Consider the following 21,338-nt stretch of genomic DNA (forward strand, 5'->3'; position numbering starts at 1 on the left):
CTACTTGAGAAACTCAAATAAGAGGAATGAGTGTAATTACGATAAACTAGATTAAACAAATTAGAATGTGAGTGTTGAACTTTGATTGAAAAAATATATGAAACACCAAGTGGAATAATTCATTATTGGATGAATGATGCTGTTGAATCATCCCAAACTGCTCTTATCTTTTTACCTGGGCTAACTGCTGACCATAGGTTATTTGAAAAACAAATAGAATATTTTAAAGATACATATAGAGTCTTGGTTTGGGATGCACCTGGACACGCTTCATCTTATCCTTTTAAGCTCAATTTTAGCTTGTTTGATATGGCGAAATGGCTAGATAGAATATTTGTCAAAGAGAGAATAGAGAATCCAATACTAATTGGTCAGTCAATGGGAGGATATGTAGGACAGGTTTATGCTCAACTTTTTCCTGAGAAATTAAAAGGCCTTGTTACGATTGATTCACCTTCCCTGCAAAGGAAGTATTATACAGCTATGGAATTGTGGCTCTTAAAAAATATGGAGGCAATTTATAGAATCTATCCATGGAAATTTATTTTGAAATCAGGCCCTAAAAGCGTATCAACAACAGACTATGGAAGAAAACTGATGTATGATATGATGATGGTTTATGACGGAAATCAAGAAAGATATGCTTGTCTTACAGGATACGGATATAAGATTTTTTCAGAAGCAGTAGAGAAAAAGCTTCCTTATGAAGTGAAATGTCCACAATTGGTTATATGTGGAAAAGAAGATCGTGCAGGGTCTTGTATACGATATTTGAAGGCCTATGAAAGAAATACTGGGAAGTCTGTTCAATGGATTGATAAGGCGGGGCATAATTCTAATACCGACCAACCCGATACTGTAAATAGACTGATTGATGAATTTTTGAATAACAAAATTAAAGAAAAGCTTGGTTGAAAGACCTGCTTTTTGATATAATAGACTCTATGAACATAAAAGAAAAAATTTCAAATTATCAACTTTTATTAGCACAGTTGGAAGCCTTGTTGGAGGGTGAGACCAATGCTTTAGCCAATCTTTCCAATGCTAGCGCCCAGCTAAATCTGCTTTCCCTCAATAATCACCAAGCTGTGCTTGTGGAGGGTGAAGAAGTGAAGGTTTTGGAGGTGGAATAAAATATTTTTGCCACGAATTTTAACAAAAGGTCTATAAAAAGTAAGAAAAGCTTGGTTGAAGCAACCAGCTTTTTTGCTATACTAACAGTGTAATCATAAAAAGGAGATTAAAAAATGATTTCTAAAAATATTGCTATTTTAAGAAAAAGAGAGAATATTTCTCAGGAAAAACTGGCCGAGGAAATAGGTGTATCAAGACAGACTATAGCAAAATGGGAAGCAGGAGAAAGCGTTCCAGATGTGATTTATTCCTCTCAATTAGCTGATTTTTTTGATGTGAGTTTGGATGAACTAGTACATTTAGAGAGCAATTTATTGACAACTCCTAGTATCAAAGGGAAATATATTTTTGGAACAGTAACGGTGGGTGAGCGTGGTGAAATCCACTTACCCCCTCGGGCACGAAATATTTTTCAAATAAAAGCGGGAGATCAGCTTCTTTTACTAGGAGATGAAAATCAAGGATTGGCGTTATTAGATCCGAATTTTTTTCTAGAAGCTCCTAAGTATTTTTCAGAAAAGTAGGAGGCAATGAATGAAAAGGAAAATGATGTTAGTTATTTTGATATTGATAGCTGTTATATTGGTAAGTGCAGGATGGTTTGCTTATCGTAATCTTCACTATGATAAGGCTAATCTTGAATATATCCGACAAGCTGGGATGATAGAAAAGCAAGTGACTTTACCAGATGGATCTCTTATTAATTATGGCGAAGGTCCAAAAAATGGTCCCCCTTTACTCCTGATCCATGGCCAGCAAGTATCTTGGGAGGACTACGCCAAGGTTTTTGGAGAATTGTCTAAGCGATATCATGTATATGCAGTAGATTGTTATGGACATGGTGGGTCTAGTAAAAATCCTGCTAAATATTCAGCACTAGAAAATAGTCAGGATTTCATTTGGTTTATTCATAATATTATAAAAGCTCCTGTGTTCATTTCAGGACATTCATCAGGTGGGATTCTGGCAACAATGGTAGCTGCACTAGCTCCTGATACTGTTAGAGGACTATTGATAGAAGATGCACCGTTCTTTTCAACAGAGCCTAGTCGAGCACTTTCTACTTTTTCTTGGTTAGGATTTAAAGATATGTATGATTTCTTAAAAAGCGGTAAAAAAAATTATACTGCCTATTTTTTAGAACATACTTATTTAAAAAAACTTTTTGGTGAGGAAAATTTTAATAAAATTGTCAAAAAACCAGCTCTGAACTATATGAAAAATCATCCAGGAAAGATTCCTAGAATTTGGTACTATCCGCCAGAATTACAAGTGAATCTCATCTATGACTTAACAGCTAATTTACAGGATGGAACAGGAGATTACGATCTTCGTTTTGGCTCAACATTTTATGATTTTTCTTGGTTCAAGGGATTTGAACAGGAAGAAATCTTGAAAAAAGTTCAATGTCCATCTATATTGCTTCATGTGGCTCGGCCTTTGAATCAGAAAAATTACTATGATAAAAATGGGATTCTCTTGAGTGCTATGGATGACAAAGATGCTAAGCGAGTAGACAAACTTTTGTTGAACAATCATCTAATAGATAATATCAAGAGTGGGCATGATATTCATGCTGAAAAACCTGAGATTTTTATTCGGGCGATTGATGATTTACAAAAAAGGTGTAAATAGAATCTTAAAGGTGAGAGATTATTTTACTTGATCTATTGGGATTTTCACTTGACGAAAAGTTTAAAGTCTATTTTAGTTGTGCTTCTTATTTTTATTTCAAAAACAGCCATCAGACTGTTTTTTTGATATAATAGACTCTATGAACACAAAAGAAAAAATTTCAAATTATCAACTTTTATTGGCTCAGTTGGAAGCCTTGTTGGAGGGTGAGACCAATGCTTTGGCCAATCTGTCCAATGCTAGCGCCTTGCTCAATCAAGCCTTGCCTAATTCTGTTTTTACTGGTTTCTATCTTTTTGATGGGAGCGAGCTGATTCTGGGGCCCTTTCAGGGTGGTGTTTCCTGTGTCCATATTACGCTAGGCAAGGGTGTCTGTGGGGAGTCTGCGGAGAAAGAGCAGACGATTATCGTAGATGATGTGACCCAGCATGCCAACTATATCTCCTGTGATAGCCGGGCTAAGAGCGAAATTGTGGTGCCCATGGTAAAAGACGATCGACTGCTTGGAGTATTGGATTTAGACTCGGCTTTGACGGGGGATTATGATAAGATAGATCAGGAATATCTGGAAAAGTTCGTCCAGATTTTGCTTGAAAAAACGACTTGGATTTTTGAAATGTTTGGAGAAAAAGCCTAATGTATCAAGCTTTATATCGGAAGTACCGCAGTCAGACCTTTGGTCAGCTGGTGGGTCAGCAGGTAGTGGCTACTACTCTGCGGCAGGCTGTTGAGCAAGGGAAAATCAGCCATGCTTATCTCTTTTCTGGTCCTCGTGGAACAGGGAAGACCAGTGTTGCTAAGATTTTTGCCAAGGCTATGAACTGTCCGAATCAAAAGGATGGCGAGCCTTGTAATGACTGCTATATCTGTCAGGCTATCACGGAGGGAAGCCTTGAAGATGTTATTGAAATTGACGCGGCTTCTAATAATGGCGTAGATGAGATTCGTGACATTCGGGACAAGTCCACCTATGCGCCTAGTCTCGCTAAGCACAAGGTCTATATCATTGACGAGGTGCACATGCTCTCAACTGGGGCATTTAACGCCTTGCTCAAGACCTTGGAAGAGCCGACAGAAAATGTGGTCTTTATTCTAGCGACGACAGAGCTACATAAGATTCCAGCGACCATTCTTTCCCGCGTCCAGCGTTTTGAGTTTAAGTCTATCAAGACGCAGGATATTATTGGTCATATCGAGTGGATTTTGGAGCAGGAAGGTATTGATTTTGAGCAAGAAGGTGTGCAGATTATTGCCCGTCGAGCTGAGGGCGGTATGCGGGATGCCTTGTCTATACTTGACCAGGCTCTTAGCTTAACTCAGGAAAATCGTTTGACAACAGATATTGCCGAAGAAATCACTGGCTCTATCAGCTTAGGAGCCTTGGATGCCTATGTAGCAGCCTTGATTGCTCATGATGCAGTAGCAGCCTTGGATAATCTCAATCTGATTTTTGATAGCGGTAAAAACATGGCCCGTTTTGTGACGGACCTCCTGCAATATCTGCGTGACTTGATCATTGTCAAAACTGGCGGAGAAAATCATCATGCCAGTGAGCTCTTTCTGGAAAATCTCAAGACACCGCAGGACACTCTCTTTGCCATGATCGATATGGCGACCAAGAGTTTGGCAGATATCAAGAACAGCCTGCAGCCCAAGATTTATACAGAAATGATGACCATTCGACTGGCAGATACTGTCAGTCATCCTGCAGCGGCAGTCATTCCAGATAATCTAGCTGATGAGCTCAAGGGTCTGAGACAAGAGATAGATAGTCTTAAACAGCAGCTGGCTAATGGCAATGGGAAACCTGTAGCGGCTGTCAAAACTTCGGATATTCGACCGCAGAAGTCTAAGGGCTACCGAGCAGACCGCAATAAGGTCAATGCCATCTTAGAAGAGGCTGTTGAGAATCCTAGTCTGGCTCGCAGCAATCTGACTAAGCTGCAGAATGCTTGGGGTGAGATTATCGAAAGTCTGGCTGGAGCTGATAAGGCCTTGCTGGCAGGATCGCAGCCGGTAGCGGCCAATGAAAGTCATGCTATCTTAGCTTTTGAGTCTAATTTCAACGCTGAGCAGACCATGAAGCGGGACAATCTCAATACCATGTTTGGCAATATCCTCAGCAATGCAGCAGGCTTTTCACCAGAGATTTTGGCTATTTCCTTGGAAGAGTGGACCAAGATTCGGGCGGACTTTTCAGCTCGCAGCCGCAATGGCAAGACAGAGGCTGAAGAGAAGGAAGAGGAAAGCCTGATTCCAGAGGGATTTGACTTTTTAGCAGAAAAAATTACCATTCAAGAGGATTAAAAAAGATTTTTCTAGGCTTTCGTGTTATAATAAAACTATGAACAGACGACAATTTATTGTAATGGCTGTTTTTACGGCCTTAGAAACCTATTTTTTCAATGAATCTATCATGGCGGGGCGCTATTTCATGGCTGCTTTCTGGGCAGTTTTAGTGCTGCGTAATCTGCAGATTTCCTATGTCATGGGGCGGATTGTGGATGAAATCGATAAACATTTAGGACCGAAATAATGAAAACAGGACTGAGCTATGAGACTCAGTCCTTTTGAAATGAAATTTTTGATTACCAATTGGTTAGCGAGACTTCGCCGCTGTTGAGCCAGATTTCCTGACCATTTGTCAGCTGGACTAAGAGTTGCCCGCTGTCTGAGATATCCTTGGCCAAACCTTGGTAGTCTGCGCCTTTTTGGCTGAAGCTTACTTGCCGTCCTAGCACCAAGGAGCGCTCCTTGTAGAGGTAGATGAGCTCTTCTGGGGCACTTTCGTAGAAGCATTTCCAAATCTCGGCAATGAGCTCATTGCGACTAATGGCTGGTTTCTCTTCAAAGAGGGAGCCAGCCTTTTCTTTAATCTCAGCTGGAAAGTCTTTAATGAAAAAATTAAAGCCAACACCAATGATAACATCAGTGACGAGCCCTGTCTCAATAGAAGTTGTAGCCTCGGTCAGGATGCCGGAAATTTTCTTGTTTCGATAGTAAATGTCATTGACCCACTTGATATCAACTTCCATGAGGGTTAGATTTTTCACTGCCTTGTAGATAGCTCCTGCAGTCAAGATAGTATAGGAAGGGAGCTGGTCGAAGGGGAGGTTGGGCTTGAGGTGGAGAGACATGTAAAAGCCGCCCTGGCTGGGGCAGAAGAAGGCACGACCGAAACGGCCACGGCCAGCAGATTGGGCAGCGGCCAGATAAAGAGTGTTGGCCGGGCGTCCGGCCTCCATGCCAGCCTTGGCGTCCATCTGAGTGGACTGGCAGTCAGGATTAAAGGAGACCTGAACAGGTGAGTGTTCCTCAATCCAATCAGGAATCAGCAAGTCACCCGCTGTCAATCGATAGCCCCGGTTCTTGACGGATTCGATTTGGATGCCTTCTTTTTCCAGTTTTTGGATGGCTTTCCAAATGGAAGTTCGTGAAATGCCCAATTCTTGGGCTATTTTTTCACCGTTGACATAGTCGTCAGCCTGGCTGAGGATGTCAAAGATTTTTTCGTAGGTTTTCATAGGCGGTCTTTCTAGCTTAAAGGCTGCTTGCTCTTAGTGTCAGCTTGGTAGAGAGCTTGATCATATAGGGGATGGGGCTTTCGTCAGTTTTAATCATCTGGTCCAGCATCTGCAGAGCTTGCTTACCCATTTCCTCTGTAAAGACTGTCACAGTGCTGAGAGGCGGATAGACGTATTTGGCAATGGATGTATCATTAAAGGAAATAATCTGGACATCTTGGGGAACAGCTATTCTCGCTTCCTGAAGAGCACGGAGAGCACCGACTGCCAGAGCATCGCTGGCTATGAAAAATGCTTTGGGCATCTGTTCTTTTTGTTCGTCAATCATGTCTTTCATCAGCTGGTAGCCCGACTCTGAGGAGAACTTGCCTGTCTTGACATAAGTCGGCTGATAAAGACCTTTGTCACTAAGGTAACGGCAGAAGCAGGCCAAGCGCGGATCGTCAAGACTTGTCGTTCCATCTGCTGTTTCTTCACGTCCAGCAATCATACCGATTTCTCCAATACCCTGCTGAAGAAAATGGTCGAGAACATGAGTAACGGCATGCTCAAAGTCCGTTGTTACACAGCTGTGGCCTTGGTCGATCGTATCGCTATCCACGAAAACCAAGGCAGGACTGTATTGCTCCAGGTCCTTGACTTGCTTGCTGCTGAATTTTCCGATGGCAATGATGCCGTCAATCTGCTCTAGCTGGCTCAGAGAGTCGTTGTTGAAAATCCGCACGATATCATAGCCCAGTTCCTGGGCTTTCTTTTCAATGCCTAAGCGGATGGAGTAGTAGTAAAGATCATCCAGCTCTTCCAGCTCAGTGTACCATTCAACGATGGCAATGCGGTGGGTCTGAGGTGAAGTCTTTTTCTGCCTTTTGCTTTTTTGGTAATTGAGCTGTTCAGCGATATCGAAAATCTTCTTACGCGTCTCATCGCTGACAGACATGGACTTGTCATAGTTCAAAACCCTCGAAACAGTTGCGGGAGAAACACCAGCAGTCTGGGCGATATCTTTGATAGTAGCCATTTGATTTGATCCTTTTTAATTTACTGTCTACATAAATTATAACTCAAAAATTAGTAAATAACAAAGATATGTTTAGTAAAATTTAACTTTGTTCTCGAAATGAACTGGGTGAAAAGCCAAAATATTTTTTAAAAGCCTTTGAAAAGTAAAGGGGGTCTGAGAAACCGACAGAATAGGCGATAAATTGGACAGGCTCACGGGTGCTTTTGAGGAGTTGTTTAGCTCGATGCATTCGGACATATTCCAGATATTCTTTAGGTGAGCTTTGGTGCTCCTCCTTGAAAATGGTTGTTAGATAGCTGCGATGAACGGACAACTTAATTGCCATAGCTTGAATGCTGAGGTTAGGATTGGGATATTGAGTGTCAATTATCTGCTTGCAGGCTAGATAGAGTTGCTGGCTTGCAGATAGGGTATTTGCTTGGGGCTTATAGGCAACGCTGCCCAAGTGAAAGATGAGTTCATAAAGTTGGCCCATAATGTGGAGTTGAGCTAGTTGGTTAGATTTGGTCTGCTCGGCGAAGTAAACCAAGTTCTCAACAATTTTCCCAATCCTATCTGTTTTTCGTTCCTGGTTAGCAAGTAGGTAGCAGTCTTCGGCAATCTGAGAGTGATTGAAGTAGTCATAAACCCTACCGCCAGTCACTCCCAGCCAGTAGTAAGACCAAGGTTCTTCTTTGTCAGCCTGATAAAAGGTAAGTTCATTTGGCTTGAGCAGAAAGAGATCTCCAGCTCTTAAATCGACAATTTTTCCTTTGTAATGAAATTGACCTTTCCCCTTGTTAACGTAATGAAGTACATAGGTATCTCTAATTGCTGGCCCAAAAGAGTAGTTAGGAGTGCACTCTTCGTATCCGTAGAAGCTAAGTGCAAGATCAATTGTTCCTGTTTGGTATTCTGAAAAAACAAGCATATTTTGCCTCCTACCTAACATTTTACCATATTTCCCTAACATAATTCTATTTTGGGAAGCGATTTCATAAGGTAAAATATTAGTAAATATGGAGGTTCAGAAATGGCTATCAAAATAGACAAACATCTATTCTACATTAATACAAAAAATTCCAGTCTTATCATTGAGGAAAGGGATGGCTATCTTTTACTTAAACACTTAGGCAGAAAAATCGAATCCTATCATTTTTCCAATACAGTATTTGAGCGAGATCATGCATTTTCTGGTAATCCGAAGTCGAATGAGAGGAGTTTTAGCTTAGATACTCAGCGGCAGGTCTTGGGTCAGCATGGTTTAGGAGACTTTCGGCAACCTTCTCTGCAAGTCCAACATGCTAATAATGAAGTAACAGATTTTCGGTTTGTTGAGAGTCAGCTGACTAAGGGAGGTTTGGAAGTTCCAGGACTGCCTAGCCCTCACAGTACAGAAGATGCAGAAACACTGGCCTTTATTTTAGAGGATACAGTAGCTCACTTACGCCTCACTCTCTATTACACAGCTTTTGAAGATAGCAATACTATTGCAACCTTTACTAAGCTGGAAAATATCGGTAGAGAGACAGCAGTCATACAGAAGAACTTGAGCTTAATGGCAGATTTGCCGGCAGGTACTTATGATGTGATTAGTTTACAGGGAGCTTATGCTAGGGAGAAAACAGTTCGTCGTCACAAGCTAGAACAGGGAATTTTCAAAATGGCTTCCAACCGAGGAGCTTCTGGTCACGCGCAGACTCCAAGCCTTATCCTTTGTGATAGTGAAACGACGGAAGAGGCTGGTCAAGTTTGGGCAATTCAGCTCCTTTATAGCGGAAACTTTGAAGCCTGGATTCAGCAAAATCAGTTGAATGAAGTTCGGCTAGGTATTGGTATCAATGAAGATAACTTTGCTTGGAAACTGGAAGCGGGGCAGACTTTCTATAGTCCTGTTGCTCTGTTGAATTATTCGGCTCAGGGTTTGACTGGTCTTAGTCATGAGAGCCAAGCTTTTGTTCAAGAGCATATCATTCCTAAAGCTTTTGCGAATCGAGAGCGACCAATTTTAATCAATAACTGGGAAGCAACTTACTTTGATTTCAAAAAAGAGAAGTTGCTAGAGTTAGCAGATGAGGCGCAGAAAGTTGGTATTGAGCTCTTTGTTCTCGATGATGGCTGGTTTGGCAACCGTTTTGATGACAATCGGGCTCTGGGTGACTGGTTTGTCAATGAAGATAAGCTAGGTGGCAGTTTGACAGAGCTCATAGCAGAAGTTCATAGCAGAGGATTGCAATTTGGTTTATGGGTTGAGCCAGAAATGATTTCCGTAGACAGTCAGCTTTATCGGGCACATCCAGACTGGGCTATTCAAGCGCCTGATCGGGACCATACCTACTCTCGCAATCAACTCGTATTGGATTATGCTAATCCAGATGTGGTAGCCTATATCAAAGAAACACTGGATCAGCTGTTAAGTCAGCACGATATTGACTACATAAAATGGGATATGAATCGCAATATTACCAATCTTGGGAATGGCACTAACTATCTGGCGACCAAAATGCAGTCGCATAAGTATATCTTGGGGCTTTATGAAATTGTAAAATATTTGACAGAGAAATATGAGAATATTTTATTTGAGTCCTGCTCAGGTGGTGGTGGACGAAATGATCTTGGTATGATGAGGTATTTCCCTCAAGTCTGGGCTAGTGACAATACCGATGCCATAGCTCGTTTGCCAATCCAATATGGGTCTTCTTATCTTTATCCGACTATTTCAATGGGTGCCCATGTGTCGGCAGTGCCTAATCATCAGATGGGACGAATTACTCCGCTGGCAACTCGGGGTCATGTGGCTATGATGGGAAATCTGGGGTATGAGCTTGATTTGACTAGTCTATCAGATGAAGAGAAAGCTGCGATTGCTGACCAGGTGAAGTTGTATAAAGAATTACGGTCAGTGGTCCAGTTAGGGCGTCAGTATAGGCTAATCAATCCAGATGTTGGCTCCAATGAAGCAGCGGTTCAATTTAACTATGGAAATCAAACGATTGTAACCTATGTCCGAGTCTTATCAGTTGTGGAAACGATGGAAACAACCTTGAAACTAAAAGACTTAGAGGAAGAAGGACTTTATGAGCTGCAGGAAAATGGCGCAGTTTACTCAGGTGCAGAACTCATGTATGCTGGTATCACTATGAATCTTCCGCAAGGAGATTATCTTAGCAGACAGTTGCATTTTATTAAAAAATAAGGAGGCTAGACCATGAAATGGTATAAAAAGATGAGCTTAGCTGCTATTACAGGACTGTCCCTTTTGGGGCTGTCAGCTTGCAGCAGCCAAGGGGAATCGACAGATGGTAAGGTAACGATTGAGTATTTCAATCAGAAGGGCGAAATGGTTGATACCCTTCGTGAGATTGCAAAAGACTTTGAAAAAGAAAATCCGAATGTGCATGTGAAAGTGGTGAATGTCCCTAACGCTGGGGAAGTACTCAAAACGCGCGTTCTGGCTGGAGATGTTCCTGATGTTGTCAATATCTATCCCCAGTCTATTGAATTGCAAGAATGGGCTAAAGCTGGGTACTTTGAAGATTTATCTAATAAAGATTATCTCAAGCGAGTTAAGAATCATTACGCAGATAAATATGCGATTAACGAGAAAATTTACAATATTCCTTATACTGCTAATGCTTATGGTATCTATTACAACAAAGATAAATTTAAAGAACTGGGATTGAAAGTTCCAGAGACTTGGGAGGAATTTGAGGAATTAGTTGATACGATTATAGCAAAAGGGGAAACACCTTTTGCCATTGCAGGAGCAGATACTTGGACCTTGAATGGTTATCATCAGTTGGCTCTTGCCACTTCTACAGGTGGCGGTAAGGAAGCGAATGATTACCTACGTTTTTCCAAGCCAAATGCCATCAAGTCTTCAGATTCAGTACTTAAAGATGATTTCAGGCTGTTAGATTTATTCCGCAAAAAAGGTGCCATGCAAACCAACTGGCAGGGAGCAGGTTATACTGATGTTGTCGGTGCCTTCGCTAGAGGCGATGCCCTGATGACTCCAAATGGTTCTTGGGCTATCACAGCAATCAATGCGCAAGATCCTAAGTTTAATGTTGGAACTTTCCCTTTCCCTGGAAAGCAAAAAGGACAAAGCTTGACCATTGGAGCAGGAGACCTAGCTTGGTCTATCTCTTCAAGTAGTAAGCACAAGAAAGAAGCCAATGCTTTTGTTGAATATATGTCACGTCCAGAAGTTATGCAGAAATATTATGATGTGGACGGCTCACCAACAGCTATTGAAGGTGTCAAGGAAGCTGGGTCAGATGCACCGCTAGCCGGTCTTGCTGAACTAGCATTTACAGACCGACACCTCGTTTGGCTAGCTCAAGACTGGACCAGTGAAAGTGATTTTTATACCTTGACTGGGAACTATATTACAACTGGAGACAAAGAGGATATGGCGAAAGCACTAAATGCCTTCTTCAATCCGATGAAAGCAGACGTAGAGTAGGAGTAGATCTACTATGAAAAAATTGATTGAGAAATATTGGGGCTGGCTCTTTGTCCTAGTTCCCCTTGTACTACAGACTGTATTCTTCTATGTGCCCATGTTTCAAGGTGCCTTCTACAGCCTGACAAACTGGACTGGTTTGACCTATAATTATAAGTTTGTCGGACTCAATAACTTTATGCTACTCATGAGCGATCCTAAGTTTATGAACGCGATAGGATTTACATTGATCATTACTATTTGTATGGTGGTTGGTGAGATTATGCTGGGAATCTGGATAGCGCGAGCTCTCAACTCGAAGATAAAGGTGAAAACTTTCTTCCGAGCTTGGTTTTTCTTCCCCGCTGTCCTATCTGGATTGACTGTGGCTCTTATCTTTAAGCAACTTTTTAACTACGGGTTGCCAGCTATAGGGAATGCCTTAGGAATTGAATTTCTTAAAACCAGCCTACTAGGAACAAATGGTGGCGCAATCTTTGCAGCAATCTTCGTCTTGCTTTGGCAAGGGGTAGCCATGCCTATTATCATCTTCTTAGCTGGCCTTCAGTCTATCCCGACTGAGATTACAGAAGCAGCTCGAATTGATGGAGCTAGCAGCAAACAAATTTTTTGGAAGGTGGAACTTCCTTATCTCCTACCAAGCGTTTCCATGGTCTTTATCTTGGCTCTAAAAGGTGGTTTGACAGCGTTTGACCAGGTCTTTGCCATGACAGGCGGCGGTCCGAATAATGCGACCACCTCTCTAGGACTTCTGGTATACAACTATGCTTTTAAGAGCAATCAATTTGGTTATGCCAATGCCATTGCTGTTATCTTGTTTCTCTTGATTGCGGTTATTTCTATTATCCAGTTGAGAGTATCTAAGAAATTTGAAATCTAAGAGGAGAAGCCCGATGAAAAATGCAGAAAGAAAAGCTAATTTTAGTAAATATATCTTGCTAACACTGGGGTCAATTATCATTTTAATTCCACTCTTAGCAACAATATTCAGTTCCTTTAAGTCTACCAAAGACATCGTTAATAATTTTTTCGGATTTCCGACTCAACCGACTTTAGAAAATTTTCAACGCCTTTTGGCTGATGGTATCGGAGGCTACTATTGGAATTCAATTGTAATCACGGTTCTATCTTTGGCTGTTGTCATGATTTTTATTCCCATGGCTGCTTACTCTATCGCTCGTAATATGTCTAAGAGAAAAGCTTTTGGTATTATGTATACGCTTTTGATTTTAGGGATTTTCGTTCCTTTTCAAGTTATCATGATTCCTATTACAGTTATGATGAGTAAGCTAGGACTAGCCAACACTTGGGGATTAATTATCCTCTATCTGGCTTACGCTGTTCCACAGACTCTCTTTCTCTATGTAGGCTACATTAAGATTTCCATTCCAGACAGTCTGGATGAGGCAGCAGAAATTGACGGTGCTGGAAAGTTTACAACTTATTTCAAGATTATCTTTCCTATGATGAAACCCATGCATGCTACAACCATGATTATCAATGCCCTCTGGTTCTGGAATGATTTCATGCTTCCTCTCTTGGTACTCAATAAAGACTCCAAGATGTGGACTCTGCCACTCTTCCAATATAACTACACAGGTCAATACTTTAATGATTATGGACCGAGCTTTGCTTCTTATGTTGTTGGGATTATTACCATTACTATCGTCTATCTCATCTTCCAGCGCAATATTATTGCTGGAATGAGCAACGGGGCAGTGAAGTAAGCTCAAGATACAAAGACTGTAAAAAGCTCACAGTGCATACAAAGGCAACCACATCCGTAAACTATTGAATTTGTAACGCCTGTGGAAAAATAGGGAATTGGAAAAAGAAGCTTCAGCTTTTTCATACAGAGCTTAGGGCGTTTTCCATTCAGCGCACGGGAAAGAGTATATAAGACAAGATTTTAGAGGAGAAGACTATGGCTATTCAAAATAAGACCATGCTGATTACTTACTCAGACAGCCTGGGGGAGAATTTAAAAGATTTATATGACAATTTAGAAAAGCATTTTGGCGATGCGGTTGGAGGAGTGCATTTGCTCCCTTTCTTCCCATCAACTGGTGACCGGGGATTCGCCCCTGTAGACTATGAGGAGGTTGATTCAGCCTTTGGTGACTGGGAGGATGTAGAAAAGCTGGGCGAGAAATATTATCTCATGTTTGACTTTATGATCAACCACATCTCACGCCAGTCCAAGTATTATAAGGATTTTCAGGAAAAGAAGGATCAGAGTGAGTATCGTGACCTCTTTCTCAGCTGGGATAAGTTTTGGCCAGAAAATCGTCCGACGCAAGCTGATGTTGATTTGATTTATAAGCGTAAGGATCGGGCACCTAAGCAGGAAATCGTCTTTGCAGATGGAAGCACTGAGTATCTGTGGAACACCTTTGGTGAAGAGCAGATTGATCTAGATGTTCGCAGTCAGGTAACTAATGATTTCATCAAGAAAACATTGCGTCAACTGTCAGAGCATGGCTGTGATCTGATTCGTTTAGATGCATTTGCCTATGCGGTCAAAAAGTTAGATACCAATGATTTCTTTGTTGAGCCAGAAATCTGGGATCTCTTAGAAAAAGTCCAGCAGCAAGCGGCTGAGTTTGGGACGGATATTTTACCAGAAATTCATGAGCATTATTCTATCCAGTTCAAGATTGCAGAGCATGGCTACTTTGTCTATGATTTTGCGCTGCCGATGGTAACTCTTTATTCTCTATACAGTGGTAAAGCAGAGCGTCTAGTCGAGTGGCTTGAAATGAGTCCTATGAAGCAATTCACAACACTGGATACTCACGATGGTATTGGGGTTGTTGATGTTAAGGATATTCTGACTGATGAAGAAATTGACTTTGCGACCAATGAACTATATAAGGTAGGAGCTAATGTCAAGCGTAAGTATTCCTCGGCTGAGTACAATAATCTGGACATTTACCAGATTAACTCGACTTACTACTCAGCCTTGGGCGATGACGACAAGAAGTACTTCATTAGCCGTCTGATTCAGGCTTTTGCTCCAGGGATTCCACAGGTCTATTATGTTGGTTTCTTAGCTGGGAAAAATGACCTTGAACTGCTAGAAAACACTAAGGAAGGCCGCAATATCAACCGTCATTATTACAGTAATGAGGAGATTGCTGAAGAAGTCAAGCGTCCAGTTGTGCAAGCCTTGCTCAAGCTTTTCCGTTACCGAAACCAGTCTGCTGCCTTTGACCTAGATGGCACTATTGAAGTCAATCTATTGGATGAAAATAGCCTCCGGATTGTCCGTAGCAATGCAGATAAGTCAGTCACTGCTCAAGTAGTTATCAACCTCAAAGAATTGACATATAGCGCTAGTGAAAATGGCCAAGCTATCACTTTTGAATAGAGATAAGAAAAGAGAAGAAGAATGGTAGAATTAAATCTGAAAAATATCTATAAAAAATATCCCAACAGCGACCACTATTCAGTGGAAGACTTCAATCTAGATATCAAGGACAAGGAATTTATCGTCTTTGTTGGTCCGTCTGGTTGCGGAAAATCAACTACGCTGCGTATGATTGCAGGTTTAGAGGATATCACCGAAGGAACTGCCTCTATTGACGGTACAGTGGTTAATGATGTGGCACCAAAAGACCGTGACATCGCTATGGTCTTCCAGAACTATGCCCTTTATCCGCACATGACTGTCTACGACAACATGGCTTTTGGCCTCAAGCTGCGCAAGTACAGCAAGGAAGATATTGACAAACGGGTCAATGAAGCAGCAGAAATCCTAGGCTTGAAGGAATTCTTGCAGCGTAAGCCAGCTGATTTATCTGGTGGTCAGCGTCAGCGGGTAGCAATGGGACGTGCAATCGTTCGGGATGCAAAGGTTTTCCTTATGGATGAACCTCTGTCTAACTTGGATGCTAAGCTGCGTGTTTCTATGCGGGCGGAGATTGCCAAGATTCACCGCCGTATCGGGGCAACAACTATTTATGTTACCCACGACCAGACTGAAGCTATGACCTTGGCGGATCGTATCGTTATCATGTCAGCGACCAAGAATCCTGCTGGAACTGGAACGATTGGTCGAGTGGAGCAGATTGGTACTCCTCAGGAAGTCTATAAACATCCGGCAAATAAGTTTGTTGCCGGCTTCATTGGCAGCCCAGCTATGAACTTCTTTGAAGTGACACTGGAAGATGGCCGTCTTGTCGGCCCCAACAGAGACTTCAGTCTCCAAGTCCCAGAGGGCAATCTTAAGGGGTTGCGGGAGAAGGGCTATGAAGGAAATAAGTTGATTTTTGGTATTCGTCCGGAAGATATCAACATGGAACCAGCCTTTCTGGAAACCTTCCCTGAGTCGGTTCTAACTGCGAAGATTTCTGTTTCTGAGTTGCTTGGAGCGGAGTCTCACCTATACTGTGCGGTTGGTGGCAGTGAGTTTGTTGCCAAAGTTGATGCACGTGATCATATGAATACGGGAAGCAGTATTAAACTTGGCTTCGACCTAAACAAGGCGCATTACTTTGATGCTGAGACGGAAGACAATATTTTCTAATCTATTGCTCCTTATAAAATAATCCAGACAGATTACTGTTTGGATTTTTACAAAAAATCTATCTATAAAATTAGTAAAATTTTACTAAATTTATTGAAGTTTTACTCGGAAACAGTTATAATAAATATAAGAAAACGATTACAATGTCGATCATTCATTTTAAAGGAGTTTAGCTTATGTCAAACCTAATTTCAGCGGAGCAAGTCCGCGCAGATTTTGCCAAGGTTTTTGGAGTAGAAGCGGACCACACTTTCTTTTCACCCGGTCGGATCAATCTGATTGGTGAGCATACGGACTATAACGGCGGCCATGTTTTTCCTGCTGCGATTTCTCTAGGAACTTATGGAGCGGCTCGCAAGCGGGACGATCAGCTCTTGAGATTCTTCTCAGGGAATTTTGAAGAAAAAGGGATTATTGAAGTGTCGCTGGAAAACCTGCACTTTGAGCCTGAGCATAATTGGACCAACTATCCGAAAGGAGTTCTGCATTTTCTGCAGGAGGCAGGCCATACAATTGACCGAGGTATGGATGTCTATGTTTATGGAAATATTCCAAATGGTTCTGGCTTATCATCTTCTGCATCGCTAGAGCTTTTGACGGGTGTCATTGCTGAGAAACTCTTTGACTTGCAGTTAGAACGTCTGGACTTAGTGAAAATCGGTAAATTAACTGAAAATGAGTTTATCGGGGTTAATTCTGGCATTATGGACCAGTTTGCTATCGGAATGGGTGCTGACCAGCGGGCTATTTACTTAGACACCAATACTCTCGAATATGATTTGGTGCCGCTTGATCTTAAGGATAATGTCGTAGTGATTATGAATACCAACAAGCGTCGTGAGTTAGCTGACTCTAAATACAATGAGCGTCGGGCGGAGTGCGAAAAAGCTGTTGAAGAGCTCAATCGCAAGCTGTCTATCGCTACCTTGGGTGAGTTGGACGAGTGGGCCTTTGATGAGTATAGCTATCTGATAGAGGACGAAAATCGTCTCAAACGGGCTCGCCATGCTGTTTTGGAAAATCAACGGACTTTGCAAGCGCGGGCAGCTTTGCAGGCAGGCGATCTTGACAAATTCGGCCGTCTCATGAATGCGTCCCATGTTTCTTTAGAGCATGACTATGAAGTGACTGGTCTAGAGCTGGACACCTTGGTTCACACAGCCTGGGAGCAAGAAGGTGTTCTGGGGGCTCGTATGACTGGAGCAGGCTTCGGTGGCTGCGCCATTGCTTTAGTTGCTAAGGATGCGGTGGAATCTTTCAAAGAAAATGTCGGCCGCAAGTATCAAGAAGTTGTCGGCTATGCCCCTAGCTTTTACATTGCAGAAGTAGCTGGCGGAAGCCGAGTGCTGGACTAATTCACAGAAAAGAAACTTGGGTCTGGGACAAAAGTCCTAGCCTCTCAATTGTCTTTGGATTGTCGAGCAAGACGCAGTGGTTGAGTGGGCTCTATTACGCTGATTTCATCAGCTTTTACAGCCCTAATCAACTGTGCGGAGGTGGGACGACGAAATCGAATTCTAACGAATTACCGATTTCTGTCCCACTCTCTTTACTAGCAAAAGAAAGGAAGATCTATGTCCAAGAAGTTACTGACTGCTTTTGTATCTGCAGTGATTGACAATAGTACTTTTGAAGAAATGGACACCATCTATCTGAGCAATCGTGTCATGGCTCTAGTTGGAGAGACAGTGGCAGAGCAGGAGACTGAGGCTGAGCAGCTAATTGACCTGAAGGATGACTTGGTAGCTGTGGCTGTGAAGAATGGGAAGATTGGTGATACTCTGGCTGAGCAGGATATACTGGGAGCTGAGCTCATGAACTTAATCACGCCAGCCCCTAGCCAGCTCAATCAGGACTTCTGGACTTCTTATGCCTCCAATCCTGAGCAAGCTGTGTCTGATTTTTACCAGCTTAGTCAAAAGAATGACTATATCAAGGTCAAGGCTATTGCTAAAAACATTGCTTTCAAAGCACCGACTGCCTATGGAGATTTGGAAATCACCATCAATCTCTCTAAGCCAGAAAAGGATCCCAAGGAAATTGCGGCAGCTAAAAAGGCCAAGAACAGCCATTATCCGGCCTGCCAGCTTTGCATGGAAAATGAAGGTTACCAAGGTCGCTTGGACCACCCAGCCCGCGCCAATCATCGGATTATTCGCTTTGAATTGGCTGGACAGGAGTGGGGCTTCCAGTATTCGCCCTATGCCTACTTTAATGAACATTGCATCTTTCTGCACAGTCAGCACCTTCCAATGGCGATTAGCCGGCTGACCTTTGAGCGCCTGCTGGACATCGTTGAGACCTTTCCAGGCTATTTCGCAGGATCCAACGCCGACCTCCCTATTGTCGGCGGCTCTATCCTGACCCACGACCATTATCAGGGCGGACGTCATACCTTCCCTATGGAAATGGCAGAGCTGGATTGCAGCTTTACTTTTAGCGGATTTGAAGAGGTAGAGGCAGGTATTGTCAAGTGGCCTATGTCCGTTATTCGTCTAAGGTCTGAGAAGAAGGAACAGTTGATTGAGTTGGCTGACAAGATCTTGCAAGCTTGGCGGACTTATTCTGACCTAAGTGTGCAGGTGTTGGCAGAGTCTAAGGGGGAGCCGCACCATACCATCACACCGATTGCTCGCAGGAAAGATGGATGTTTTGAGCTGGACTTGGTTTTGCGGGACAATCAAACTTCACAAGAACATCCGGACGGAATTTACCACCCTCATGCAGATGTGCAGCATATTAAGAAAGAAAATATCGGCCTGATTGAGGTGATGGGACTGGCTATTCTGCCGCCTCGGCTCAAGGAAGAACTCAAGCAGGTGGAACTTTTCTTGCTGGGAGAAGACTGTCAGGTTGCTGCCTATCATCAGGAGTGGGCTAATCAACTCAAAGACCAGAATCCAGATGTTACTGCTGAGACGGTGGAAGGAGTAGTTCAGGCATCGGTTGGACAAATTTTCAGCCGAGTACTGGAAGATGCTGGAGTTTACAAGCGAACAGAGGAAGGGCAGGAAGCTTTCTTGCGCTTTGTCCAATCCGTCGGCATCCAGCCCTAGGAAATGTGTTATAATGAATCAAGCGTAACAGGGAAAGGAAGTTTTATGGCAATTTTAGTATTAGGCGGAGCTGGCTATATCGGTTCGCACATGGTAGACCGATTGATAGCAGCAGGTAAGGAAGAGGTAGTCGTCGTTGATAATTTGGTGACTGGCCATCGGGCAGCCGTCCATCCGAAAGCGGTCTTTTATGAGGGGGATTTGGCGGATAAGGACTTTATGCGTGATGTCTTTGCCAAACATCCATCTATCGATGCAGTCATTCACTTTGCTGCTTTTTCACTGGTGGCAGAGTCTATGGCGGACCCGCTCAAGTATTTTGACAATAACACAGCCGGCATGATTTCTCTTTTGGGGGTCATGCAGGAATGCAGTGTTAAAAATATTGTTTTTTCTTCAACTGCTGCGACTTATGGCATTCCTGAGGAAGTGCCGATTCTGGAAACGACCCCGCAAAAGCCGATTAATCCTTATGGTGAGAGCAAGCTTATGATGGAGACCATTATGCGCTGGGCAGATCAGGCCTATGGCATCAAGTTTGTAGCTCTGCGTTATTTCAATGTGGCCGGTGCCAAGCCCGACGGCTCTATCGGTGAGGACCACGGACCTGAAACCCATCTCCTACCCATTGTGCTTCAAGTGGCTCAGGGCAAACGTGAGAAGATTGCCGTCTTTGGTGACGATTACGATACTCCAGATGGCACCAATGTCCGCGATTATGTTCATCCTTTTGACTTGGCTGATGCCCATATTTTGGCTGTTGAGCATCTGCGTGCTGGTCAACCTTCAGATGCCTTTAACCTTGGCTCTTCGACTGGTTTTTCCAACCTGCAGATTGTAGAAGCAGCACGCAAAGTGACCGGACATCCTATTCCTTTGGAAATAGCAGAGCGACGCCCAGGGGATCCTGATACGCTGATTGCTTCCTCTGAGAAAGCAAGAAAAATTCTGGGCTGGCAGCCAAAATTTGACAATATCGAAACCATTATCGAAACTGCTTGGAAATGGCATTCCAGTCATCCAAATGGCTATGATGATAGAGGATAAACTGACAAACCAGCTAGAAAGGCTGGTTTTTTACTTTGAATTATAAAACCTTTCTTTACAAATTTTTAAAAGCCTTTTATAATAAAAGGAAGATTGATTGACATATTATCTGTAATCTTGTTTAGTTGTTACTAATTATTAGTATGTCTTGAAAAATCATGGCTGCTACAGATGCAAGGAGAAATAAGAATGTAGAATAGCGATTTTTTTGCACCACTATCAGATGAGACAGATGTTGACAGTTTGTTGTGTAAGGGCTTTAGTGACTTATGATATAATGAAGTCATAAAAGTTTGAGAAGTCTCTTAATCTTTTCAAACTGATTTTCATAAAAAGAATAGGAAATAAGTATGCGTTCGATTCTTGCCTTATATATCACCCTGATGCCGGTCATTCTGGCTGGAGTTCTGAATATGATCTTTTGCAAGTCTTCACTGCTAGAGGCGGCTTATCGACCAATGGATGCTGGGCTGATTTTAAAGGATGGGAAGAGGCTTTTTGGGGCTAACAAGACCTGGAAAGGTTTCCTTGGCATGATTCTCTGGGGAGCTTTGGCTCAGATTCTCTGGGGATTGCTCTTGAAGAGTATTCCTACCCTAGAGACGCTGCACTTGGTCTATGCTTTCTACGAAAATACCGTGCTGTTTAATCTGATGCTTGGCGCTCTTTTGGGGCTGGCTTATGTTTTGTTTGAGCTGCCCAATAGTTTTATCAAGCGCCGTTTGGAAATCAGAGAGGGCAAGACGGCGGAGAATGGCTGGAAATGGACTTTTATCTGGATAGACCAGATTGATTCCTTGATTGGCTGTATTATTTTCTTGCTTTTCTATATCCCTCTGTCCTGGCAGCAGATGCTGGGCATACTCATCCTAGGGGCGGGCACGCATCTAGGAGTCAATTGTCTGCTCTACTGGGCTAAGCTTAGAAAAAATCGTATGTGAGATGG

At 42.6% G+C, this 21,338-nt stretch carries 19 protein-coding genes and 2 pseudogenes; 18 read left to right on the forward strand and 3 right to left on the reverse strand.

Annotation, left to right across the window (positions count from 1 at the left end):
- Positions 1–81: 81 nt before the first annotated feature.
- The 8 genes and pseudogenes from RSK81_RS05130 (at position 82) to RSK81_RS05165 (ending at position 5,305) form a co-directional block, all read left to right on the forward strand.
- Entirely contained in the window at positions 82–915 is an 834-nt protein-coding gene (locus RSK81_RS05130) for an alpha/beta fold hydrolase (protein WP_268690076.1), read from the forward strand.
- 29 nt (positions 916–944) lie between these two features.
- A pseudogene (locus RSK81_RS05135) lies at positions 945–1,061 on the forward strand (GAF domain-containing protein); the annotation flags it as partial.
- A pseudogene (locus RSK81_RS05140) lies at positions 1,044–1,133 on the forward strand (peptidase S51); the annotation flags it as partial. The pseudogenes RSK81_RS05135 and RSK81_RS05140, both read left to right, overlap by 18 nt.
- A gap of 114 nt (positions 1,134–1,247) precedes the next feature.
- Positions 1,248–1,658: a helix-turn-helix domain-containing protein gene (locus tag RSK81_RS05145; protein WP_002897720.1), complete on the forward strand. Its 411-nt coding sequence runs from the start codon at positions 1,248–1,250 to the stop codon at positions 1,656–1,658.
- A gap of 10 nt (positions 1,659–1,668) precedes the next feature.
- Positions 1,669–2,769, forward strand: a complete 1,101-nt coding sequence (locus RSK81_RS05150) for an alpha/beta hydrolase (RefSeq protein ID WP_315687644.1) — start codon at positions 1,669–1,671, stop codon at positions 2,767–2,769.
- 139 nt (positions 2,770–2,908) lie between these two features.
- Complete coding sequence (locus tag RSK81_RS05155) at positions 2,909–3,406, forward strand: GAF domain-containing protein (protein ID WP_315687645.1); 498 nt, start codon at positions 2,909–2,911, stop codon at positions 3,404–3,406.
- Positions 3,406–5,076 carry a DNA polymerase III subunit gamma/tau gene (gene dnaX, locus RSK81_RS05160; RefSeq protein WP_315687647.1) on the forward strand — a complete coding sequence of 557 codons (1,671 nt, stop codon included), beginning with the start codon at positions 3,406–3,408 and terminating at the stop codon, positions 5,074–5,076. The genes RSK81_RS05155 and dnaX overlap by 1 nt, the downstream gene beginning before the upstream one ends.
- Positions 5,077–5,113: 37 nt before the next feature.
- The gene (locus RSK81_RS05165; RefSeq protein WP_002895701.1) at positions 5,114–5,305 is read left to right on the forward strand and encodes a DUF3272 domain-containing protein; all 192 of its coding nucleotides are present in this window, start codon (positions 5,114–5,116) and stop codon (positions 5,303–5,305) included.
- A 52-nt stretch (positions 5,306–5,357) separates the two neighbouring features.
- Here RSK81_RS05165 and birA read toward each other — a convergent pair whose 3' ends face one another.
- The 3 genes from birA to RSK81_RS05180 form a co-directional block, all read right to left on the reverse strand.
- A complete protein-coding gene (gene birA / locus RSK81_RS05170; protein WP_004187176.1) occupies positions 5,358–6,293 on the reverse strand; it encodes a bifunctional biotin--[acetyl-CoA-carboxylase] ligase/biotin operon repressor BirA in 936 nt (311 codons plus the stop codon).
- A gap of 16 nt (positions 6,294–6,309) precedes the next feature.
- Positions 6,310–7,311 (reverse strand): LacI family DNA-binding transcriptional regulator, encoded by a 1,002-nt coding sequence (locus tag RSK81_RS05175; protein WP_004187172.1) that lies wholly within the window; start codon positions 7,309–7,311, stop codon positions 6,310–6,312.
- A gap of 82 nt (positions 7,312–7,393) precedes the next feature.
- The gene (locus RSK81_RS05180) at positions 7,394–8,224 is read right to left on the reverse strand and encodes an AraC family transcriptional regulator (RefSeq protein WP_032908192.1); all 831 of its coding nucleotides are present in this window, start codon (positions 8,222–8,224) and stop codon (positions 7,394–7,396) included.
- Between the two features lie 102 nt (positions 8,225–8,326).
- Between RSK81_RS05180 and RSK81_RS05185 the strand changes: the two genes are divergently transcribed.
- The 10 genes from RSK81_RS05185 to RSK81_RS05230 all read left to right on the forward strand — a co-directional run bounded on the left by RSK81_RS05185 (position 8,327) and on the right by RSK81_RS05230 (position 21,333).
- The gene (locus tag RSK81_RS05185; protein WP_002924991.1) at positions 8,327–10,489 is read left to right on the forward strand and encodes an alpha-galactosidase; all 2,163 of its coding nucleotides are present in this window, start codon (positions 8,327–8,329) and stop codon (positions 10,487–10,489) included.
- Between the two features lie 12 nt (positions 10,490–10,501).
- Complete coding sequence (locus RSK81_RS05190; RefSeq protein ID WP_002924990.1) at positions 10,502–11,761, forward strand: extracellular solute-binding protein; 1,260 nt, start codon at positions 10,502–10,504, stop codon at positions 11,759–11,761.
- A gap of 13 nt (positions 11,762–11,774) precedes the next feature.
- Positions 11,775–12,641 carry a sugar ABC transporter permease gene (locus RSK81_RS05195; RefSeq protein ID WP_315687649.1) on the forward strand — a complete coding sequence of 289 codons (867 nt, stop codon included), beginning with the start codon at positions 11,775–11,777 and terminating at the stop codon, positions 12,639–12,641.
- Positions 12,642–12,654: 13 nt separating this feature from the next.
- Positions 12,655–13,488 (forward strand): carbohydrate ABC transporter permease, encoded by an 834-nt coding sequence (locus tag RSK81_RS05200; protein WP_002912289.1) that lies wholly within the window; start codon positions 12,655–12,657, stop codon positions 13,486–13,488.
- Positions 13,489–13,685: 197 nt separating this feature from the next.
- Positions 13,686–15,131, forward strand: coding sequence for a sucrose phosphorylase (gtfA, locus tag RSK81_RS05205; protein WP_002924988.1), 1,446 nt, complete (start codon positions 13,686–13,688; stop codon positions 15,129–15,131).
- Between the two features lie 21 nt (positions 15,132–15,152).
- Positions 15,153–16,289: an ABC transporter ATP-binding protein gene (locus RSK81_RS05210; RefSeq protein ID WP_002904355.1), complete on the forward strand. Its 1,137-nt coding sequence runs from the start codon at positions 15,153–15,155 to the stop codon at positions 16,287–16,289.
- Between the two features lie 176 nt (positions 16,290–16,465).
- Positions 16,466–17,644, forward strand: a complete 1,179-nt coding sequence (locus RSK81_RS05215; protein ID WP_002900518.1) for a galactokinase — start codon at positions 16,466–16,468, stop codon at positions 17,642–17,644.
- Positions 17,645–17,863: 219 nt separating this feature from the next.
- Entirely contained in the window at positions 17,864–19,345 is a 1,482-nt protein-coding gene (gene galT / locus RSK81_RS05220; protein ID WP_315687652.1) for a UDP-glucose--hexose-1-phosphate uridylyltransferase, read from the forward strand.
- Between the two features lie 45 nt (positions 19,346–19,390).
- Positions 19,391–20,392 (forward strand): UDP-glucose 4-epimerase GalE, encoded by a 1,002-nt coding sequence (gene galE / locus RSK81_RS05225; RefSeq protein ID WP_061592866.1) that lies wholly within the window; start codon positions 19,391–19,393, stop codon positions 20,390–20,392.
- Between the two features lie 350 nt (positions 20,393–20,742).
- The gene (locus tag RSK81_RS05230; RefSeq protein WP_002900515.1) at positions 20,743–21,333 is read left to right on the forward strand and encodes a CDP-archaeol synthase; all 591 of its coding nucleotides are present in this window, start codon (positions 20,743–20,745) and stop codon (positions 21,331–21,333) included.
- Positions 21,334–21,338 lie beyond the last annotated feature (5 nt).

Origin of the sequence: Streptococcus sp. DTU_2020_1000888_1_SI_GRL_NUU_041A, assembly GCF_032387735.1 — a bacterium.
Lineage (GTDB): Bacteria > Bacillota > Bacilli > Lactobacillales > Streptococcaceae > Streptococcus > Streptococcus sanguinis.

Bases quoted from the DNA above. Each gene is read 5' to 3' on its own strand.
- galE (WP_061592866.1), top strand. From the start codon at position 19,391: ATGGCAATTTTAGTATTAGGCGGAGCTGGCTATATCGGTTCGCACATG.
- RSK81_RS05185 (WP_002924991.1), top strand. From the start codon at position 8,327: ATGGCTATCAAAATAGACAAACATCTATTCTACATTAATACAAAAAAT.
- galT (WP_315687652.1), top strand. From the start codon at position 17,864: ATGTCCAAGAAGTTACTGACTGCTTTTGTATCTGCAGTGATTGACAAT.
- RSK81_RS05200 (WP_002912289.1), top strand. From the start codon at position 12,655: ATGAAAAATGCAGAAAGAAAAGCTAATTTTAGTAAATATATCTTGCTA.
- RSK81_RS05180 (WP_032908192.1), bottom strand. From the start codon at position 8,224: ATGCTTGTTTTTTCAGAATACCAAACAGGAACAATTGATCTTGCACTT.
- RSK81_RS05150 (WP_315687644.1), top strand. From the start codon at position 1,669: ATGAAAAGGAAAATGATGTTAGTTATTTTGATATTGATAGCTGTTATA.
- dnaX (WP_315687647.1), top strand. From the start codon at position 3,406: ATGTATCAAGCTTTATATCGGAAGTACCGCAGTCAGACCTTTGGTCAG.
- RSK81_RS05190 (WP_002924990.1), top strand. From the start codon at position 10,502: ATGAAATGGTATAAAAAGATGAGCTTAGCTGCTATTACAGGACTGTCC.
- RSK81_RS05195 (WP_315687649.1), top strand. From the start codon at position 11,775: ATGAAAAAATTGATTGAGAAATATTGGGGCTGGCTCTTTGTCCTAGTT.
- RSK81_RS05210 (WP_002904355.1), top strand. From the start codon at position 15,153: ATGGTAGAATTAAATCTGAAAAATATCTATAAAAAATATCCCAACAGC.
- RSK81_RS05165 (WP_002895701.1), top strand. From the start codon at position 5,114: ATGAACAGACGACAATTTATTGTAATGGCTGTTTTTACGGCCTTAGAA.
- birA (WP_004187176.1), bottom strand. From the start codon at position 6,293: ATGAAAACCTACGAAAAAATCTTTGACATCCTCAGCCAGGCTGACGAC.
- RSK81_RS05145 (WP_002897720.1), top strand. From the start codon at position 1,248: ATGATTTCTAAAAATATTGCTATTTTAAGAAAAAGAGAGAATATTTCT.
- RSK81_RS05155 (WP_315687645.1), top strand. From the start codon at position 2,909: ATGAACACAAAAGAAAAAATTTCAAATTATCAACTTTTATTGGCTCAG.
- RSK81_RS05215 (WP_002900518.1), top strand. From the start codon at position 16,466: ATGTCAAACCTAATTTCAGCGGAGCAAGTCCGCGCAGATTTTGCCAAG.
- RSK81_RS05175 (WP_004187172.1), bottom strand. From the start codon at position 7,311: ATGGCTACTATCAAAGATATCGCCCAGACTGCTGGTGTTTCTCCCGCA.
- RSK81_RS05230 (WP_002900515.1), top strand. From the start codon at position 20,743: ATGCGTTCGATTCTTGCCTTATATATCACCCTGATGCCGGTCATTCTG.
- gtfA (WP_002924988.1), top strand. From the start codon at position 13,686: ATGGCTATTCAAAATAAGACCATGCTGATTACTTACTCAGACAGCCTG.